This is a genomic window from Streptomyces sp. GL_141 (genome assembly GCF_057834385.1).
Genome location: NZ_CM174402.1, coordinates 818,188 through 831,557, shown reverse-complemented (window position 1 = coordinate 831,557; position 13,370 = coordinate 818,188). Strand labels below are relative to the sequence as shown.

Annotated in this window: 11 protein-coding genes; 7 read left to right on the top strand and 4 right to left on the bottom strand. The window is 73.0% G+C overall.

The features are described 5' to 3' along the window. Window positions 1-2: 2 nt before the first annotated feature. Window positions 3-1,079, bottom strand: coding sequence for an FAD-dependent monooxygenase (locus tag AC3IX6_RS03605; RefSeq protein WP_489368750.1), 1,077 nt, complete (start codon window positions 1,077-1,079; stop codon window positions 3-5). A 105-nt stretch (window positions 1,080-1,184) separates the two neighbouring features. On the opposite strand from AC3IX6_RS03605, the gene AC3IX6_RS03600 reads away from it, so the two are divergent. Further along, window positions 1,185-1,829, top strand: coding sequence for a TetR/AcrR family transcriptional regulator (locus tag AC3IX6_RS03600; RefSeq protein ID WP_489368749.1), 645 nt, complete (start codon window positions 1,185-1,187; stop codon window positions 1,827-1,829). Window positions 1,830-2,173: 344 nt separating this feature from the next. Here AC3IX6_RS03600 and AC3IX6_RS03595 read toward each other — a convergent pair whose 3' ends face one another. After that, window positions 2,174-3,052 carry a LysR family transcriptional regulator gene (locus tag AC3IX6_RS03595; RefSeq protein WP_489368748.1) on the bottom strand — a complete coding sequence of 293 codons (879 nt, stop codon included), beginning with the start codon at window positions 3,050-3,052 and terminating at the stop codon, window positions 2,174-2,176. A 107-nt stretch (window positions 3,053-3,159) separates the two neighbouring features. Here AC3IX6_RS03595 and AC3IX6_RS03590 point away from each other — a divergent pair, with 107 nt between their 5' ends. The 6 genes from AC3IX6_RS03590 (at window position 3,160) to AC3IX6_RS03565 (ending at window position 9,741) form a co-directional block, all read left to right on the top strand. After that, window positions 3,160-3,864, top strand: a complete 705-nt coding sequence (locus tag AC3IX6_RS03590) for a succinate dehydrogenase cytochrome b subunit (protein ID WP_489368747.1) — start codon at window positions 3,160-3,162, stop codon at window positions 3,862-3,864. A gap of 1 nt (window position 3,865) precedes the next feature. Beyond that, window positions 3,866-5,818: a fumarate reductase/succinate dehydrogenase flavoprotein subunit gene (locus tag AC3IX6_RS03585; RefSeq protein ID WP_489368746.1), complete on the top strand. Its 1,953-nt coding sequence runs from the start codon at window positions 3,866-3,868 to the stop codon at window positions 5,816-5,818. Further along, window positions 5,815-6,561 (top strand): succinate dehydrogenase/fumarate reductase iron-sulfur subunit, encoded by a 747-nt coding sequence (locus AC3IX6_RS03580; RefSeq protein ID WP_489368745.1) that lies wholly within the window; start codon window positions 5,815-5,817, stop codon window positions 6,559-6,561. The genes AC3IX6_RS03585 and AC3IX6_RS03580 overlap by 4 nt, the downstream gene beginning before the upstream one ends. A gap of 142 nt (window positions 6,562-6,703) precedes the next feature. Continuing rightward, window positions 6,704-8,575 carry a Stealth CR1 domain-containing protein gene (locus AC3IX6_RS03575; RefSeq protein WP_489368744.1) on the top strand — a complete coding sequence of 624 codons (1,872 nt, stop codon included), beginning with the start codon at window positions 6,704-6,706 and terminating at the stop codon, window positions 8,573-8,575. Window positions 8,576-8,611: 36 nt separating this feature from the next. Next, the gene (locus AC3IX6_RS03570; RefSeq protein WP_489368742.1) at window positions 8,612-9,268 is read left to right on the top strand and encodes a hypothetical protein; all 657 of its coding nucleotides are present in this window, start codon (window positions 8,612-8,614) and stop codon (window positions 9,266-9,268) included. Window positions 9,269-9,369: 101 nt separating this feature from the next. Next, the gene (locus AC3IX6_RS03565) at window positions 9,370-9,741 is read left to right on the top strand and encodes a cupin domain-containing protein (RefSeq protein WP_489368741.1); all 372 of its coding nucleotides are present in this window, start codon (window positions 9,370-9,372) and stop codon (window positions 9,739-9,741) included. Between the two features lie 55 nt (window positions 9,742-9,796). Here AC3IX6_RS03565 and AC3IX6_RS03560 read toward each other — a convergent pair whose 3' ends face one another. Further along, complete coding sequence (locus AC3IX6_RS03560) at window positions 9,797-12,196, bottom strand: excinuclease ABC subunit UvrA (RefSeq protein WP_489368740.1); 2,400 nt, start codon at window positions 12,194-12,196, stop codon at window positions 9,797-9,799. A 10-nt stretch (window positions 12,197-12,206) separates the two neighbouring features. Continuing rightward, complete coding sequence (locus tag AC3IX6_RS03555) at window positions 12,207-13,325, bottom strand: LLM class flavin-dependent oxidoreductase (protein ID WP_489368739.1); 1,119 nt, start codon at window positions 13,323-13,325, stop codon at window positions 12,207-12,209. Window positions 13,326-13,370 lie beyond the last annotated feature (45 nt).

The following is a 13,370-nucleotide window of genomic DNA, read 5'->3' as shown; positions in this document are numbered from 1 at the left end:
GGTCACTCCAGGCCCGCCTCCGTGCCCCGGCCCGGCTCGCGGACGGCCGCCACCACCCGCTCGTAGCGCCGAGCCGTGTCGGCCAGGACCTGGGCGGCCACCGGCAGCCGCTCCGCCTGGTACCCGTCGAGCGCTTCCTCCCCGGCCGCCCCGGAGAGGACGGCGGCCAGCGTCCGGCCGAGGGCGGCGGCGTCCTGGATGCCGGTGTTCATGCCGAGCCCGCCGGCTATGGGATGGACGTGCGCCGCGTCCCCGGCGAGGAAGGCCCGGCCCTCGCGTATCCGGGTGGCCATGCGGACGTTGACCCGCCAGGAGGAGAGCCAGGTGGGCTCGGTGAGCCGTATTCCCGGCATCCGGGCGTGCCGGTCGAAGAGCCGCTGGAAGCTCTCCAGCGAGGGCGGCAGTGCCTCGCCCCGCTCGTCCGTCTCGGGACTGGCCTGCAGCTGGAAGGTGTCCGTCCCCGGCATCGGGCAGAGCAGGATCCCGCCCCCGTCCGACGTGAACCACTGGTGCCAGAACTCGCGGCTGAGCCCCGGCGCCCTGACATCCCCGAGGACCATCGCCGGTTCCCGCTCCCCGCTCCCCTCGAAGGGGATCGCGAGGAGTCCGCGGGTGGTGCTGTGCCCGCCGTCGCACCCCGCCAGATAGCCGGCGCGGATCACGGTGCCGTCCTCCAGCCGCGCGCGGACGCCGTCCGCGTCCTGGGTGATTCCGGCGAGCCGGGACGCGTACGCGACCCGCACGCCCAGCTCGCCCAGCCGGTCGCGCAGGGTCTCCTCCACCTGCCACTGCCCGATGAGCAGGCCCCCCTCCACGGCGGTGTCCTTGACGGGTTCCCCGTCGAAGTACTTGCGCAGCACCACGCCTTCGCGTCCCTTGCCCCGCACGGATCCGGCCACGCCGAGCTCCTCGAAGAGCGCGAGGCTGTCCGGCTGGAGCCCCTTGCCCCGGGACTCGCGGTGCGGGCCCGTGCAGCCCTCGACGATCCGCACCGCGATGCCGCGGCGGGCCAGGTCGCAGGCGAGCGTGAGACCGGTCGGGCCGGAGCCCACGATCAGTACATCCACTGCATTCGTCATGAGACGTCCCCTCGTCGTCGGTATCTCAAGGAAAGCGGCTCCCGAGAGAAAAAGCAACCTGGTTACAAAACTAACTGGGTCACTCATTCGTGTTAGGCTGGACGCATGGAGAACACGAGGGGTCTGCGCGAGAACAAGAAGCTCCGCACGCGCCAACAACTGGCGGCCACGGCGCTGGAGCTCTTCCTGGAGCGGGGCTTCGACGCCGTCTCGGTGGCCGATGTCGCGGCCGCTGCCGAGATCTCCAAGCCCACGCTGTTCCGCTACTTCCCGAGCAAGGAGGACCTGGTCCTCGACCGCTTCGCCGACCATCAGGACGAGGCGGCGCGCATCGTGCGCGACCGGGCCGCGGGGCAGACCCCGGTGGCGGCGGTGCGCGCGCACTTCCTGGCGGCGCTCGCCGAGCGGGACCCGATCACCGGGCTCTGCGACCACCCGAACGTGCTCGCCTTCGAGCGGCTGCTCTACGGCACCGCCAGCCTGCGTTCCCGGCTGGCCCACTACACGGCCCGCGAGGTGGAGTTGCTCGCCGCCGTACTCGAAGCCGACGCGGTGGATCCGCTCACGGCCCGGCTGGCGGCCGGATACCTGGTGGCGGCCCGTCAGGAGCTCGGCCGGGAGAACTGGCGCCGCATCGACGCCGGCCAGAGCGCCGACGAGGCCCACCCCGCGGCCGTGGCCGACGCGGAGCGCGCCTTCGCCCTCCTGTCCGCCGGCCTGGACCGGGCGCTGCCCGTCCGCCGGCCCTGACGTCACGGCCCGGACGAACCGGAAGGCCAAGAAGCGGTGGCCGCCCTTCGGCATGCCCACCGGCCTGATCCTCCTGGCAGGCCGGGGCGGCGTGGGGATGAACGGCTGGCGCACCGGGGTGCACAGCGAGAACCCCGGCGGAACGCTGTGTGGCGGGCTGCCCCACGTCCCTTCCGGCGCGGCCCCGGAGGAGGCGCAGCGGGCCGCCGTCGAGATGGTGCAGGGGCTCGCCCGGGACTTCCACGGGCAAGAGGTCGTGATGGTCTGGGACCCGCAGTCGGAGCCGGATTCGTGGACGCCACGGTCGTGGCCGCGGCGGCCGAATCAGGGCCCGATGACGGGCCTCAGCCCAGCAGGATGCGCTTCAGTTCGCGGGCCGCGCGCGGGGGTGCCACGTCCGTGCGGTGGGCCAGGGCGATCGTGCGGCGCAGGGGGGAGCCCGCCAGGGGGGTGGCGCGCAGGCCGGAGCCCGCGCGGTCGACGACCATCGCCGGGACCACCGCGATGCCGAGCCCCGCGCGGACGAAGCCCAGTACCGCGTCCATCTCGCCGCCCTCCACCGTGAACGCCGGCTCGAAGCCCTCCGCCCGGCAGGCCGCCACCGTCAGGTCCCGCAGGTCGTAGCCGTGCCGGAACATGACCATCGGTTCGTCGCGCAGCGCGGACACCGTGAGCGAACTGCCGCCCGCCGGAGGCGGCAGAGCCGCGGAGGAGACCACCACCAGGTCCTCCGTCAGCAGCTCCACCGTGGTCAGCGCCGGCGCCGAAGGGGGCAGCGGCAGGGCGATCAGCGCGAGGTCCAGGGAGCCGCGCGCGAGCTCCCGTACGAGGTCCAGCGAACCGCTCTCCTCGATCAGCAGCTCGATCCCCGGATGGGCGGTGTGGAAGGCACGGAGCACGCCCGGCAGCAGGCCGGTGCACAGGCTCGGGGTGGCCCCCAGCCGGATCCGGCCGCGCCGCAGCTGCGCCAGCTCCTGCACCTCCAGCCGCGCCGTGTCCGCGTCCGCGAGGATCCGCCGGGCCAGCGGCAGCAGGGTCTCGCCGGCGTCGGTGAGCGTGATGTTCCCGCGCGCCCGGCTGAAGAGCTCGGCGCCCAGCTCCCGTTCGAGCGCCTTGATCTGCTGCGACAGGGAAGGCTGGGCCACGTGTTCGCGCTCGGCCGCGCGCGTGAAGTGCCGGGTCTCGGCGACGGCGACGAAGTAGACCAGCTGCTGGAACTGCATCACCCCAGGCTAGGCCGAGACGACCCAGCCTGCATAGGCAGGGCCTATCGACTTCAGCTCCGTCATGTCTTGGACCTTTCGGGACCTTCGTCCTTACGGTCAATGTCATGGCTCTGGCAACGCGGACGGATCGACGGCCGTCCACCACGCGAACGCTCTGGGACTCCTCCGTCGGCAAGAAGTCCGTGATGGCCGTATCCGGCCTGATCATGCTCGGCTACCTCGTCGTGCACATGCTCGGCAACCTCAAGATCTTCTTCGGGGCGGACGAGTTCAACGGCTACGCCCACTGGCTCCGCACCCTCGGCTCGCCCTTCCTGCACCACGAGTGGGCCCTGTGGATCGTCCGGGTGGCCCTGCTCGCCGCCGTCGTCGCGCACGGGGTCTGTGCCTACCAGCTCAGCCGCCGCGACATCAAGGCGCGCCCGGTGAAGTACGTCCACAAGCGCCGCCGCGCGAGCTACGCCACCCGCACCATGCGCTGGGGCGGCATCATCCTCGCCCTCTTCATCGTCTGGCACCTGCTCGACCTCACCACGCTCACCGTGAACGAGCGGGCCTGGGCCGGGCATCCGTACGAGAACGTCCTCGCCACCTTCTCCACCTGGTACGGCAACACCATCTACCTCGTGGCGATGGCCGCCCTCGGACTGCACGTCCGCCACGGCTTCTGGAGCGCCGCCCAGACCCTGGGCGCGGGCAACGCCCGGCGGGACAGGACGCTGAAGTTCCTCGCCAACGCCCTCGCCCTCGTCCTCTTCGCGGGCTTCGTGTCCGTGCCCGTCGCCGTCATGACCGGAGTGGTGAGCTGACATGAGCAACGACTACGCCGACTACACCACCGGGGATCCGATCGCCGACGCCAAGGCCCCCGAAGGCCCCATCGCCGAGCGCTGGGACCGCCGCCGCTTCGAGGCCAAGCTGGTCAACCCCGCCAACCGGCGCGGGCACACCGTCATCGTCGTCGGCACCGGCCTGGCCGGCGGCGCCGCCGGCGCCACCCTCGCCGAACAGGGCTACCACGTCGTCCAGTTCTGCTTCTCCGACTCCCCGCGCCGCGCCCACTCGATCGCCGCCCAGGGCGGCATCAACGCGGCCAAGAACTACCGCAACGACGGCGACTCCGTCCACCGGCTGTTCTACGACACCGTCAAGGGCGGCGACTTCCGCGCCCGCGAGTCCAACGTCCACCGCCTCGCCCAGATCTCCGTCGAGATCATCGACCAGTGCGTGGCCCAGGGCGTCCCCTTCGCCCGCGAGTACGGCGGCCTCCTCGACACCCGCTCCTTCGGCGGCGTGCAGGTCTCCCGCACCTTCTACGCCCGCGGCCAGACCGGACAGCAGCTGCTGCTCGGCGCCTACCAGGCGCTCTCGCGGCAGATCGCGGCCGGCAACGTCGAGATGCACGCCCGCACCGAGATGCTCGACCTGATCACCGTCGACGGCGTGGCCCGCGGCATCGTCGCCCGGGACCTGGTCACCGGCAAGATCGACACCCACTACGCGGACGCCGTCGTCCTCGCGAGCGGTGGCTACGGCAACGTCTTCTACCTCTCCACCAACGCCATGAACTCCAACGCGACGGCCGTCTGGCGGGCCCACCGGCGCGGCGCGTACTTCGCGAACCCCTGCTTCACCCAGATCCACCCCACCTGCATCCCGCGCACCGGCGACCACCAGTCCAAGCTCACCCTGATGAGCGAGTCGCTGCGCAACGACGGCCGCATCTGGGTCCCCAAGGCCAAGGGCGACACCCGCCCCGCCGCCGAGATCCCGGAGGCGGAGCGCGACTACTACCTGGAGCGGATCTACCCCTCCTTCGGCAACCTCGTGCCCCGCGACATCGCCTCCCGCGCCGCCAAGAACGTCTGCGACGAGGGCCGCGGCGTCGGCCCCGGCGGCCAGGGCGTCTACCTCGACTTCGCCGACGCCATCGGCCGCATGGGCCGGGAGAAGGTCGCCGAGAAGTACGGCAACCTCTTCGACATGTACGAGCGGATCACCGCGGAGAACCCGTACGAGGTCCCCATGCGGATCTATCCCGCCGTGCACTACACGATGGGCGGACTGTGGGTCGACTACGACCTCCAGACCACCGTCCCCGGCCTGTTCGCGATCGGCGAGGCCAACTTCTCCGACCACGGCGCCAACCGCCTGGGCGCCTCCGCGCTCATGCAGGGCCTCGGCGACGGCTACTTCGTGCTTCCCTCCACCATCAACGACTACCTGGCCCGCCATCCGCACCGGGACACCGTCGACGACACCCACCCCGAGGCCGCGGCCGCCGTCCGCGAGACCCGCGACTGCCTCGCCAAGCTGCTCGCCGTCGACGGGGACCGCACACCCGACTCCTTCCACCGGGAGATCGGCGAACTGATGTGGGAGTACTGCGGGATGGCCCGGACCGAGGAGGGCCTGCGCAAGGCACTCGCCCGGATCCCGGAGATCCGCGAGGAGTTCTGGCGGCGGATCAAGGTGCCGGGCAGCGGCGAGGAGTTCAACCAGTCGCTGGAGAAGGCCAACCGCATCGTCGACTACCTGGAGCTCGCCGAGCTGATGTGCCTCGACGCCCTCCACCGCGCCGAATCCTGCGGCGGCCACTTCCGCGAGGAGTCCCAGACCCCGGACGGCGAAGCCGCCCGCCGCGACGAGGAGTTCGGGTACGCGGCAGCCTGGCAGTACACCGGGACCGGCGCCGCGCCCGTCCTGCACAAGGAAGACCTCGTCTTCGAGTACGTCCACCCCACCCAGCGGAGCTACGCATGAAGCTCACCCTGCGCGTCTGGCGCCAGCAGAACGCCGCCGCCCCCGGCGCGATGGCCTCGTACGAGGTCGACGGCATCTCGGAGGGCATGTCCTTCCTCGAAATGCTCGACACCCTCAACGAGGACCTCATCCTGAGCGGAGAGGACCCGGTCGCCTTCGACCACGACTGCCGCGAGGGCATCTGCGGCGCGTGCAGCCTCGTCATCAACGGCGACGCCCACGGGCCGGAGCGCACCACGACCTGCCAGCTCCACATGCGCTCCTTCGCCGACGGCGACACCATCGACGTCGAACCCTGGCGGGCCTCGGCCTTCCCCGTCGTCAAGGACCTCGTCGTCGACCGCGGGGCCCTCGACCGGGTCATCCAGGCCGGCGGCTACATCACCGCCCCGACCGGCGCCGCCCCCGAGGCGCACGCCACGGCGGTCCCCAAGCCCGACGCCGACTACGCCTTCGAGCACGCCGAGTGCATCGGCTGCGGGGCGTGCGTGGCGGCCTGCCCCAACGGCTCCGCGATGCTCTTCACCTCCGCCAAGGTCAACCACCTGAACGTGCTCCCGCAGGGGTCGCCGGAGCGCGAGACCCGGGTCCTGGACATGGTCGCCACGATGGACGCCGAGGGCTTCGGAGGATGCACCCTGACCGGCGAGTGCGCCACCGCCTGCCCCAAGGGGATCCCGCTGCCGTCGATCGCCGCCATGAACAAAGAGTGGTTGAGGGCGGTCCGTCGAGGCCCCCGCTGACCTGTGGATTTCATAAGAATGCGGGCAGGAGCGGAAGATCCTGTTCACCTTTCGGACACCGACCCGTAAGGTGAGTTTCGGCCACCGGGGGCCGTCGGGCACGGTGGGGTCGATTTCTGCGTCCACGAGCCCTGAGGTGATCATGAGCGGCATCCGTCGGCATCTGAGCTGGATGCCGTTCCAGCGGACCGCGTTGCCGTCGAAGCCGAGAGGTGCGGAGCGCGGACGCGGGTCCCGCACCCCGGCGCAGGCGCGGGAGGCCCGGCGGGCCGTCCGCGAACAGGAGATCCTGGCGAAGGCGTCCGAATCCGGGAGCATCGTCGAACGCGAGGGCCGGCTGGCCGTCGTACGGGACGACCTGCTCCCCGCCGAACTCGCCGAGATGAACCTCCGCGAGGTCGCCGAGGTCCTGGAAGCGGCCTCGGTGCCCTACGGCCTGGCCCCCGACGGGGAACTGGTCCACCGGGTGGCCCTCGCCCCCGGCACCCGTGCCGAGGCGCTCGCCGCCTGCGCGAAGGGCTTCGCCGGCCGGCCCGTCTACGCCGACCTCCTCGGCCACCGCACCGCGCTGGGCACCACCCTCGCCGAGGACCTGCCCGAGGCGGTCGCCGCCGCGGAGGCCGAGAAGCCCGGCGCGGTCGTCGCGGGGATCCGGCTCTACATCCCCGTGGTCACCTCGGGGTACACCCTCCACATGGGCGCCGAGCAGGGCTGTGACCTGGAGTTCTGGAAGCCGGCCAACGGACCCGGCGGGGTCGCCTCGCTCCGGGAGACGCCCTTCGGCTGGTGGGTGCCCTCCATGGCCGCCACGGCCCACCGGCGCATCGGCGACCGCGACTACCCGGTACTGACGGCCCTCGACCGGCGCTTCCCCGAGGACATCGACTTCCCCATCGACGCCGTGGTCACCTGGGTGGACGGCTCGGACCCCCAGTGGCGCCGCCGCCGGGACCGGGCCGCGGCCGCCGCCGCCGGCCTCGCGGACGGGGCGGCCGGCGCGGCCGGCGCGGACGCCGCCGACAGCCCTGCCGGTGCCGATGCCGACACCCCTGCCGACACCTCCGATGCCGCCGACACCGGCGACCACCGCTTCCGGGACCGCGGCGAGCTGCGCTCCTGCCTGCGCTCCATCGCGGCCTACGCGCCCTGGATCCGCCGGGTCTTCCTCGTCACCGACGACCAGGTCCCCGACTGGCTGGCCCTGGAGCACCCCGGGCTCACCGTGGTCCACCACCGGGAGCTGTTCGCCGACCCGGACGCCCTGCCCGTCTTCAACTCGCACGCCATCGAAACCCAGCTGCACCGCATCCCGGGCCTCGCCGAGCACTACCTCTACTTCAACGACGACATCTTCCTCGGCCGCCCCCAGCGCCCGCAGAACTACTTCCTGCCGTCCGGTCTGCCGAAGGTCTTCCACGACACCCGGGCCGTCCCGCCCAGCTCCCCGGACAGCCACGACGACGTCTACACCACCTCGCAGCGGGCCACCCGCCGCACGGTGGAGGCGCTCGCGGGACGCACGTACCCGCGCATCCTCGCGCACGCCCCGTACGCGCAGAGCCGCTCCCTCTACGCCCGGCTGGAAGAGGCGCTGCCCGGCGGGCTCGACGCGACCAGCCGGTCCGTGTTCCGCAGTGCCACCGACCTCGCCCCCGTCACCCTCGCCCTGCACCTGGCACTCGCCCAGGGGCGCGCGGTGGAAGGCGACCTGGCCACCGCGTACGTGTCCACCGCCGGGACCAAGGAGCTCCAGCGGCTGGGCGGCCTCCTGCGCGACCGGGGCACCGACGCGTTCTGCCTCGCCGACGACTCGGGCACCGAGGTGCCCCCCGACGTGCAGCAGCGCGAGCTCAAGGCCTTCCTGGAGGCGTACTTCCCCGTCGCCTCGCCGTACGAGGCTCCGGGCCGGGCCGCCGTGAAGGGCCGGTCCGCCGGGCCCGGCCACGACCCGTCCGCACACGACCACGCCGGGTCCGCCGATCGGATGATCGGAGCGGCCCCCGTCGCGCCGTGACCGGCCGCCCTCCCGGGCGTGGGTGACAGTGGGCGCATGTCTCCAGGCCGTCCCACCCCCGCCGGATCCGGCCCGCGCCGCCGTACGGTGCTGGCCGCCGCCCTCGCCCCGCTGACGGTGGCCGGCTGCGCCGGGGAGGAACGGCCCCCGACGCCGCGCCCCGGCCCCGAGGCCGTCAAGGACGCGCTGGTCATGGTCATCCGGCACGCGGAGAAGCCGTACGCCGGGGACACCGGCGAGGACGACGAGGGCAACGAGGACCCCGGCTTCCTCGCCGTCCGGGGCCGGCGCCGCGCGCAGGAGCTGCCCGCCCTCTTCCCACCGACCCGGGGCGCCCGCCTGCCCCGGCCCGGGGCCGTCTTCGCGGCCGGCGGCAAGGCGGGGGCGCCCGCCCGGTGCCGCCAGACCGTGGAGACGCTCGCCACGGCACTGGGTACGCCCGTCCGCGCGGAGTTCGCCGTCGGCGCCGAGCCCGCCCTGGCCGCAGCCGTGCTGGCGGCGCGGACGCCCGTCCTGGTCTGCTGGGAGCACCAGGGGATGCCCCGCCTGATCCGGGGCCTCGGAGCGCAGGACGTGCTGGGACTGCCGGCCGTCTGGCCCGACCGCTACGACCTGGTGTGGACCTTCACCCGCAGGCAGGGCGTCTGGACCTTCCGCGAGCTTCCGCAGCACCTGCTCCAGGGCGACGCGTAGCGCCGGCGCACGGCCGCGCCGGGATGCCGCGAGGACCGGGCGGTACGGGCGTACGCTGAGAAGTGGACTCGGGGCAGTCGTGCGCCGGGAGGTCGACGATCATGACGGGAATCGTCCGAAGGGGCTTCGATTCCGCTGACGAGACACGTCGGTTCGAGGACGGCAAGGGCAGGCTCGATCTGCTCAACACCGACAGCGGGCCGGTGGGCCGCGCCGTGTTCGAGCCCGGATGGCAGTGGTCGCAGCACATCAAGCCCATTGCGGGAACCGACAGTTGTGAGGCCGCTCACGTGGCCTACATCATCAGTGGCCGGATGAAGATCGTCATGGACAGTGGCGACAGCGTCGAGGCGCAGCCCGGAGACTTCATCCAGATCGACCCGGGCCACGACGCCTGGGTACTCGGCGACGAGCAGTGCGTCGTCCTCGACTGGCAGGGATACCGAGACTTCGCCAAGCCCAAGGACGCGTGACCGCTTGCCCCACTCGTGACCGTCTGTCCGACTGTCGGCCCGGTTACCGGCCCGGCTACCGGCCCGCAGCGAGGGCCCGCGCCAGATGGGCCGCCGTACGGCTGCCCGTGGCGCGGGCCACCTCGGCGGGGGTGCCCGCGGCCACCACCCGGCCGCCCTCCGCGCCGCCGCCCGGCCCCAGGTCGATGACCCAGTCGGCGCCCGCCACCACCGCCATGTCGTGCTCCACGACCACCACCGAATGCCCGGCGTCCACCAGTCCGTGCAACTGACGCAGCAGCACCGCGACATCGGCCGGATGGAGCCCCGTCGTCGGCTCGTCCAGCAGGTACAGGGTGTGGTCGCGGCGCACGCGCTGGAGCTCCGTCGCCAGTTTGATGCGCTGGGCCTCGCCGCCCGACAGCTCCGTGGCGGGCTGACCGAGCCGCAGGTACCCCAGGCCGATGTCCGACAGCGCGCCGAGGCTGCGGGCCGCCGCCGGGACCCCGGCGAAGAAGGAGGCCGCCGACTCCACCGTCAGGGCGAGCACCTCCGCGATGGTCAGCCCCGAGTAGCGGACCTCCAGCGTCTCGGAGTTGTACCGGGCTCCCGCGCACTCCGGGCACGGGGCGTAGGTGCTCGGCAGGAACAGCAGCTCCACCGAGACGAAGCCCTCGCCCTGGCAGGACTCGCACCGCCCGCCCGGCACGTTGAAGGAGAAGCGGCCCGCCTTCCAGCCCCGCGCCTTCGATTCCGGCGCCGCCGTGAAGAGCCGGCGCACCACGTCGAACAGCCCCGTGTACGTGGCCAGGTTGGAGCGCGGGGTCCGGCCGATCGGCTTCTGGTCCACCTCCACCAGCCGCCGCACCGGGAACTCCGGCTCCGCCAGCCGTTCGTGGACCTCCCGCGCGAGGACCTGGCCCACCAGCGTGGACTTCCCGGACCCCGACACCCCGGTCACCGCCGTGAACACCCCGAGCGGGAACTCCGCCGCCACGTCCCGCAAGTTGTGCCGGTCGACACCGCTGAGCCGGACGGACCCGGTCGCCTTCCGCGCGGGCCCCGAGCGCCATTCGTCCGGCCGCCGGGCCCCGAACAGGTACGGGGCCGTCGCCGAGTCCGCGACCGCCGCCAGAGCCTCCGGCGGCCCGCTGTGCAGCACCCGTCCGCCGTGCTCCCCGGCGAGCGGGCCGACGTCCACCAGCCAGTCCGCGTGCCGCACCACGGCCAGGTCGTGCTCCACCACGAACACCGTGTTCCCGGCCTCCTTGAGCCGGTCCAGGACGCCGAGCAGCGCCTCGGTGTCGGCCGGGTGCAGCCCCGCCGACGGCTCGTCCAGTACGTACACCACCCCGAACAGCCCCGAACGCAACTGCGTGGCCAGCCGCAGTCGTTGCAGCTCGCCCGCCGACAGGGTCGGGGCGGCGCGGTCCAGGCTCAGGTAGCCCAGCCCCAGCTCGGTGACCGGGCCGATCCGCGAGCGCAGGTCCTCGGTGAGCACCCGGGACGCCTCGCCGCCGCCGCGCGCGGCGGCCAGTACGCCGTCCAGCTCCGTCAGCGCCAGCGCCGACGACTCCGCGATGGTGCGGCCCGCGAAGGTCACGGCCAGGGCCTCCGGGCGCAGCCGCCTGCCCTCGCACACCGGGCACGGCGCATCGGTCAGGAACGTCTCGGCGCGGGCCCGCAGGGTGAGGCTCTTGCTGTCGGAGAAGGTCCGCATCACGTACCGGTGGGCGCTCATGTACGTGCCCTGGTAGGGGCGTTGGATCCGATCGGCCTCCCGCACCGGATGCACCGTCACCACCGGCTGCTCCTCGGTGAAAAGGATCCACTCGCGGTCCGCCGCCGGAAGTTCCCGCCAGGGGGTGTCCACGTCGTGGCCGAGGGCCTCCAGGATGTCGCGCAGGTTCTTGCCCTGCCAGGCGCCCGGCCAGGCGGCGATGGCACCTTGACGGATCGACAGACCGGCATCGGGGACCAGGAGTTCCTCACTGGTGTGGTGCACGCGGCCGAGACCGTGACAGGAAGGGCAGGCACCGGCCGCGGTGTTGGGGGAGAAGGCGTCGGAGTCCAGACGCTCGGCACCGGGTGGGTAGGAGCCCGCCCGCGAGTACAGCATCCGCAGCGAGTTGGACAGCGTGGTCACCGTCCCGACCGAGGACCGGGAGCCGGGGGAGGAGCGCCGCTGCTCCAGCGAGACGGCCGGCGGGAGCCCGGTGACGGAGTCGACCTTCGGCGCGCCGATCTGGTGGATCAGCCGGCGGGCGTACGGGGCCACGGACTCGAAGTACCGGCGCTGGGCCTCGGCGAAGAGCGTGCCGAAGGCAAGCGAGCTCTTCCCGGAACCGGAGACCCCGGTGAACACGGTCAGCGCGTCCCGCGGAATGTCCACGTCGACCCCGCGCAGATTGTGCTCCCGGGCACCGCGGACGCGGACGTAGGGATCGTGGGCGTGCGCGGTGGCGGGCTGGTGCATTCGTCCTAGTTTAGTGTCCGGGTCCGGAGGACTGCCCGACGGGGTCCGCGCGGCTCTCCGCATGCCCGTCCACGCGGCCGTCCGCATGCCCGTCCACACGGCCGTCCCCGCGCCCGCCCGTGTGGCCGTCCGTGGTCTCCGTGAGGCCGGCGAGCCGCGCGAGCCGCCCGAAGGAGTCCAGGAGCGCCGTCCGGTCGTACGTGGACGTGGTGACCAGCAGCTCGTCCGCCCCGGTCAGCTCGGCGACCGCGGACAGCTCCGCCGCGACCTGCTCCTCCGTGCCGTGGATGTGCCCGGCGAGGGCGCCCTCGTACAGCTCCCGCTCCTTGGGGCTCATGGGGAGGGCCTCGACCTCCTCGGCCGGACGGAGCGGCGGGAAGCTGCCCCGGGTCCGCGAGTACGCGACGGCCCAGGCCTCCGGCACCAGGATCCGCCGGGCGGCCTCGGCGGTGGCGGCCACCGCGACCGTCCCGGAGGCCACCACGTACGGCCGCGCGCCCCGGGAAGAGGGCCGGAACTCCTCGCGGTAGGCCGTGATGATCTCCGCGACCCGGGCCCGGTTCCGCAGGTCCCCCACGACCAGGGGCAGCCCGGCGCGGGCCGCGATGCCCGCCCCCTCCCCGGTGGCCAGCACGTACGCCGGGATCCGCATCCCTTCCGCCGGGCGGGCGTGCACGTCGGGGTGGGCCCGCTGGGAGCCGTCGATCCAGCCCAGCAGCTCCGCGAGCTGCTCCTCGAACCGGTCGGCGTCGGCGGTGTCCCGCCCGAGCGCGCGGCGGATCCCGCCGGTGAAGCCGACCGAGCGGCCGAGTCCCATGTCGATCCGGCCCGGGAACAGCGACTCCAGGACCCCGAACTGCTCGGCGACGACCAGGGGCCGGTGGTTGGGCAGCATCACGCCGCCGGTGCCGACGCGGATCCGGGAGGTCGCCCCGGCCACGGCGGCGGCGAGCACCGTGGGCGCGGAGCCGGCGACCCCGGGCACGCTGTGGTGCTCGGAGACCAGGAACCTGTGGTAGCCGAGCCGTTCGGCGGCGCGCGCGAGCTCCACGGTGTCGCGCAGGGCCTGGGCGGCGGGGTGCCCCTCGCGGGTGCGGGACCGGTCGAGTATCGAGAGTGTGCGGATCACACTGGGGTCAACGCGCGGACGGCGCCAGGATTCCCCGGGCGTCGG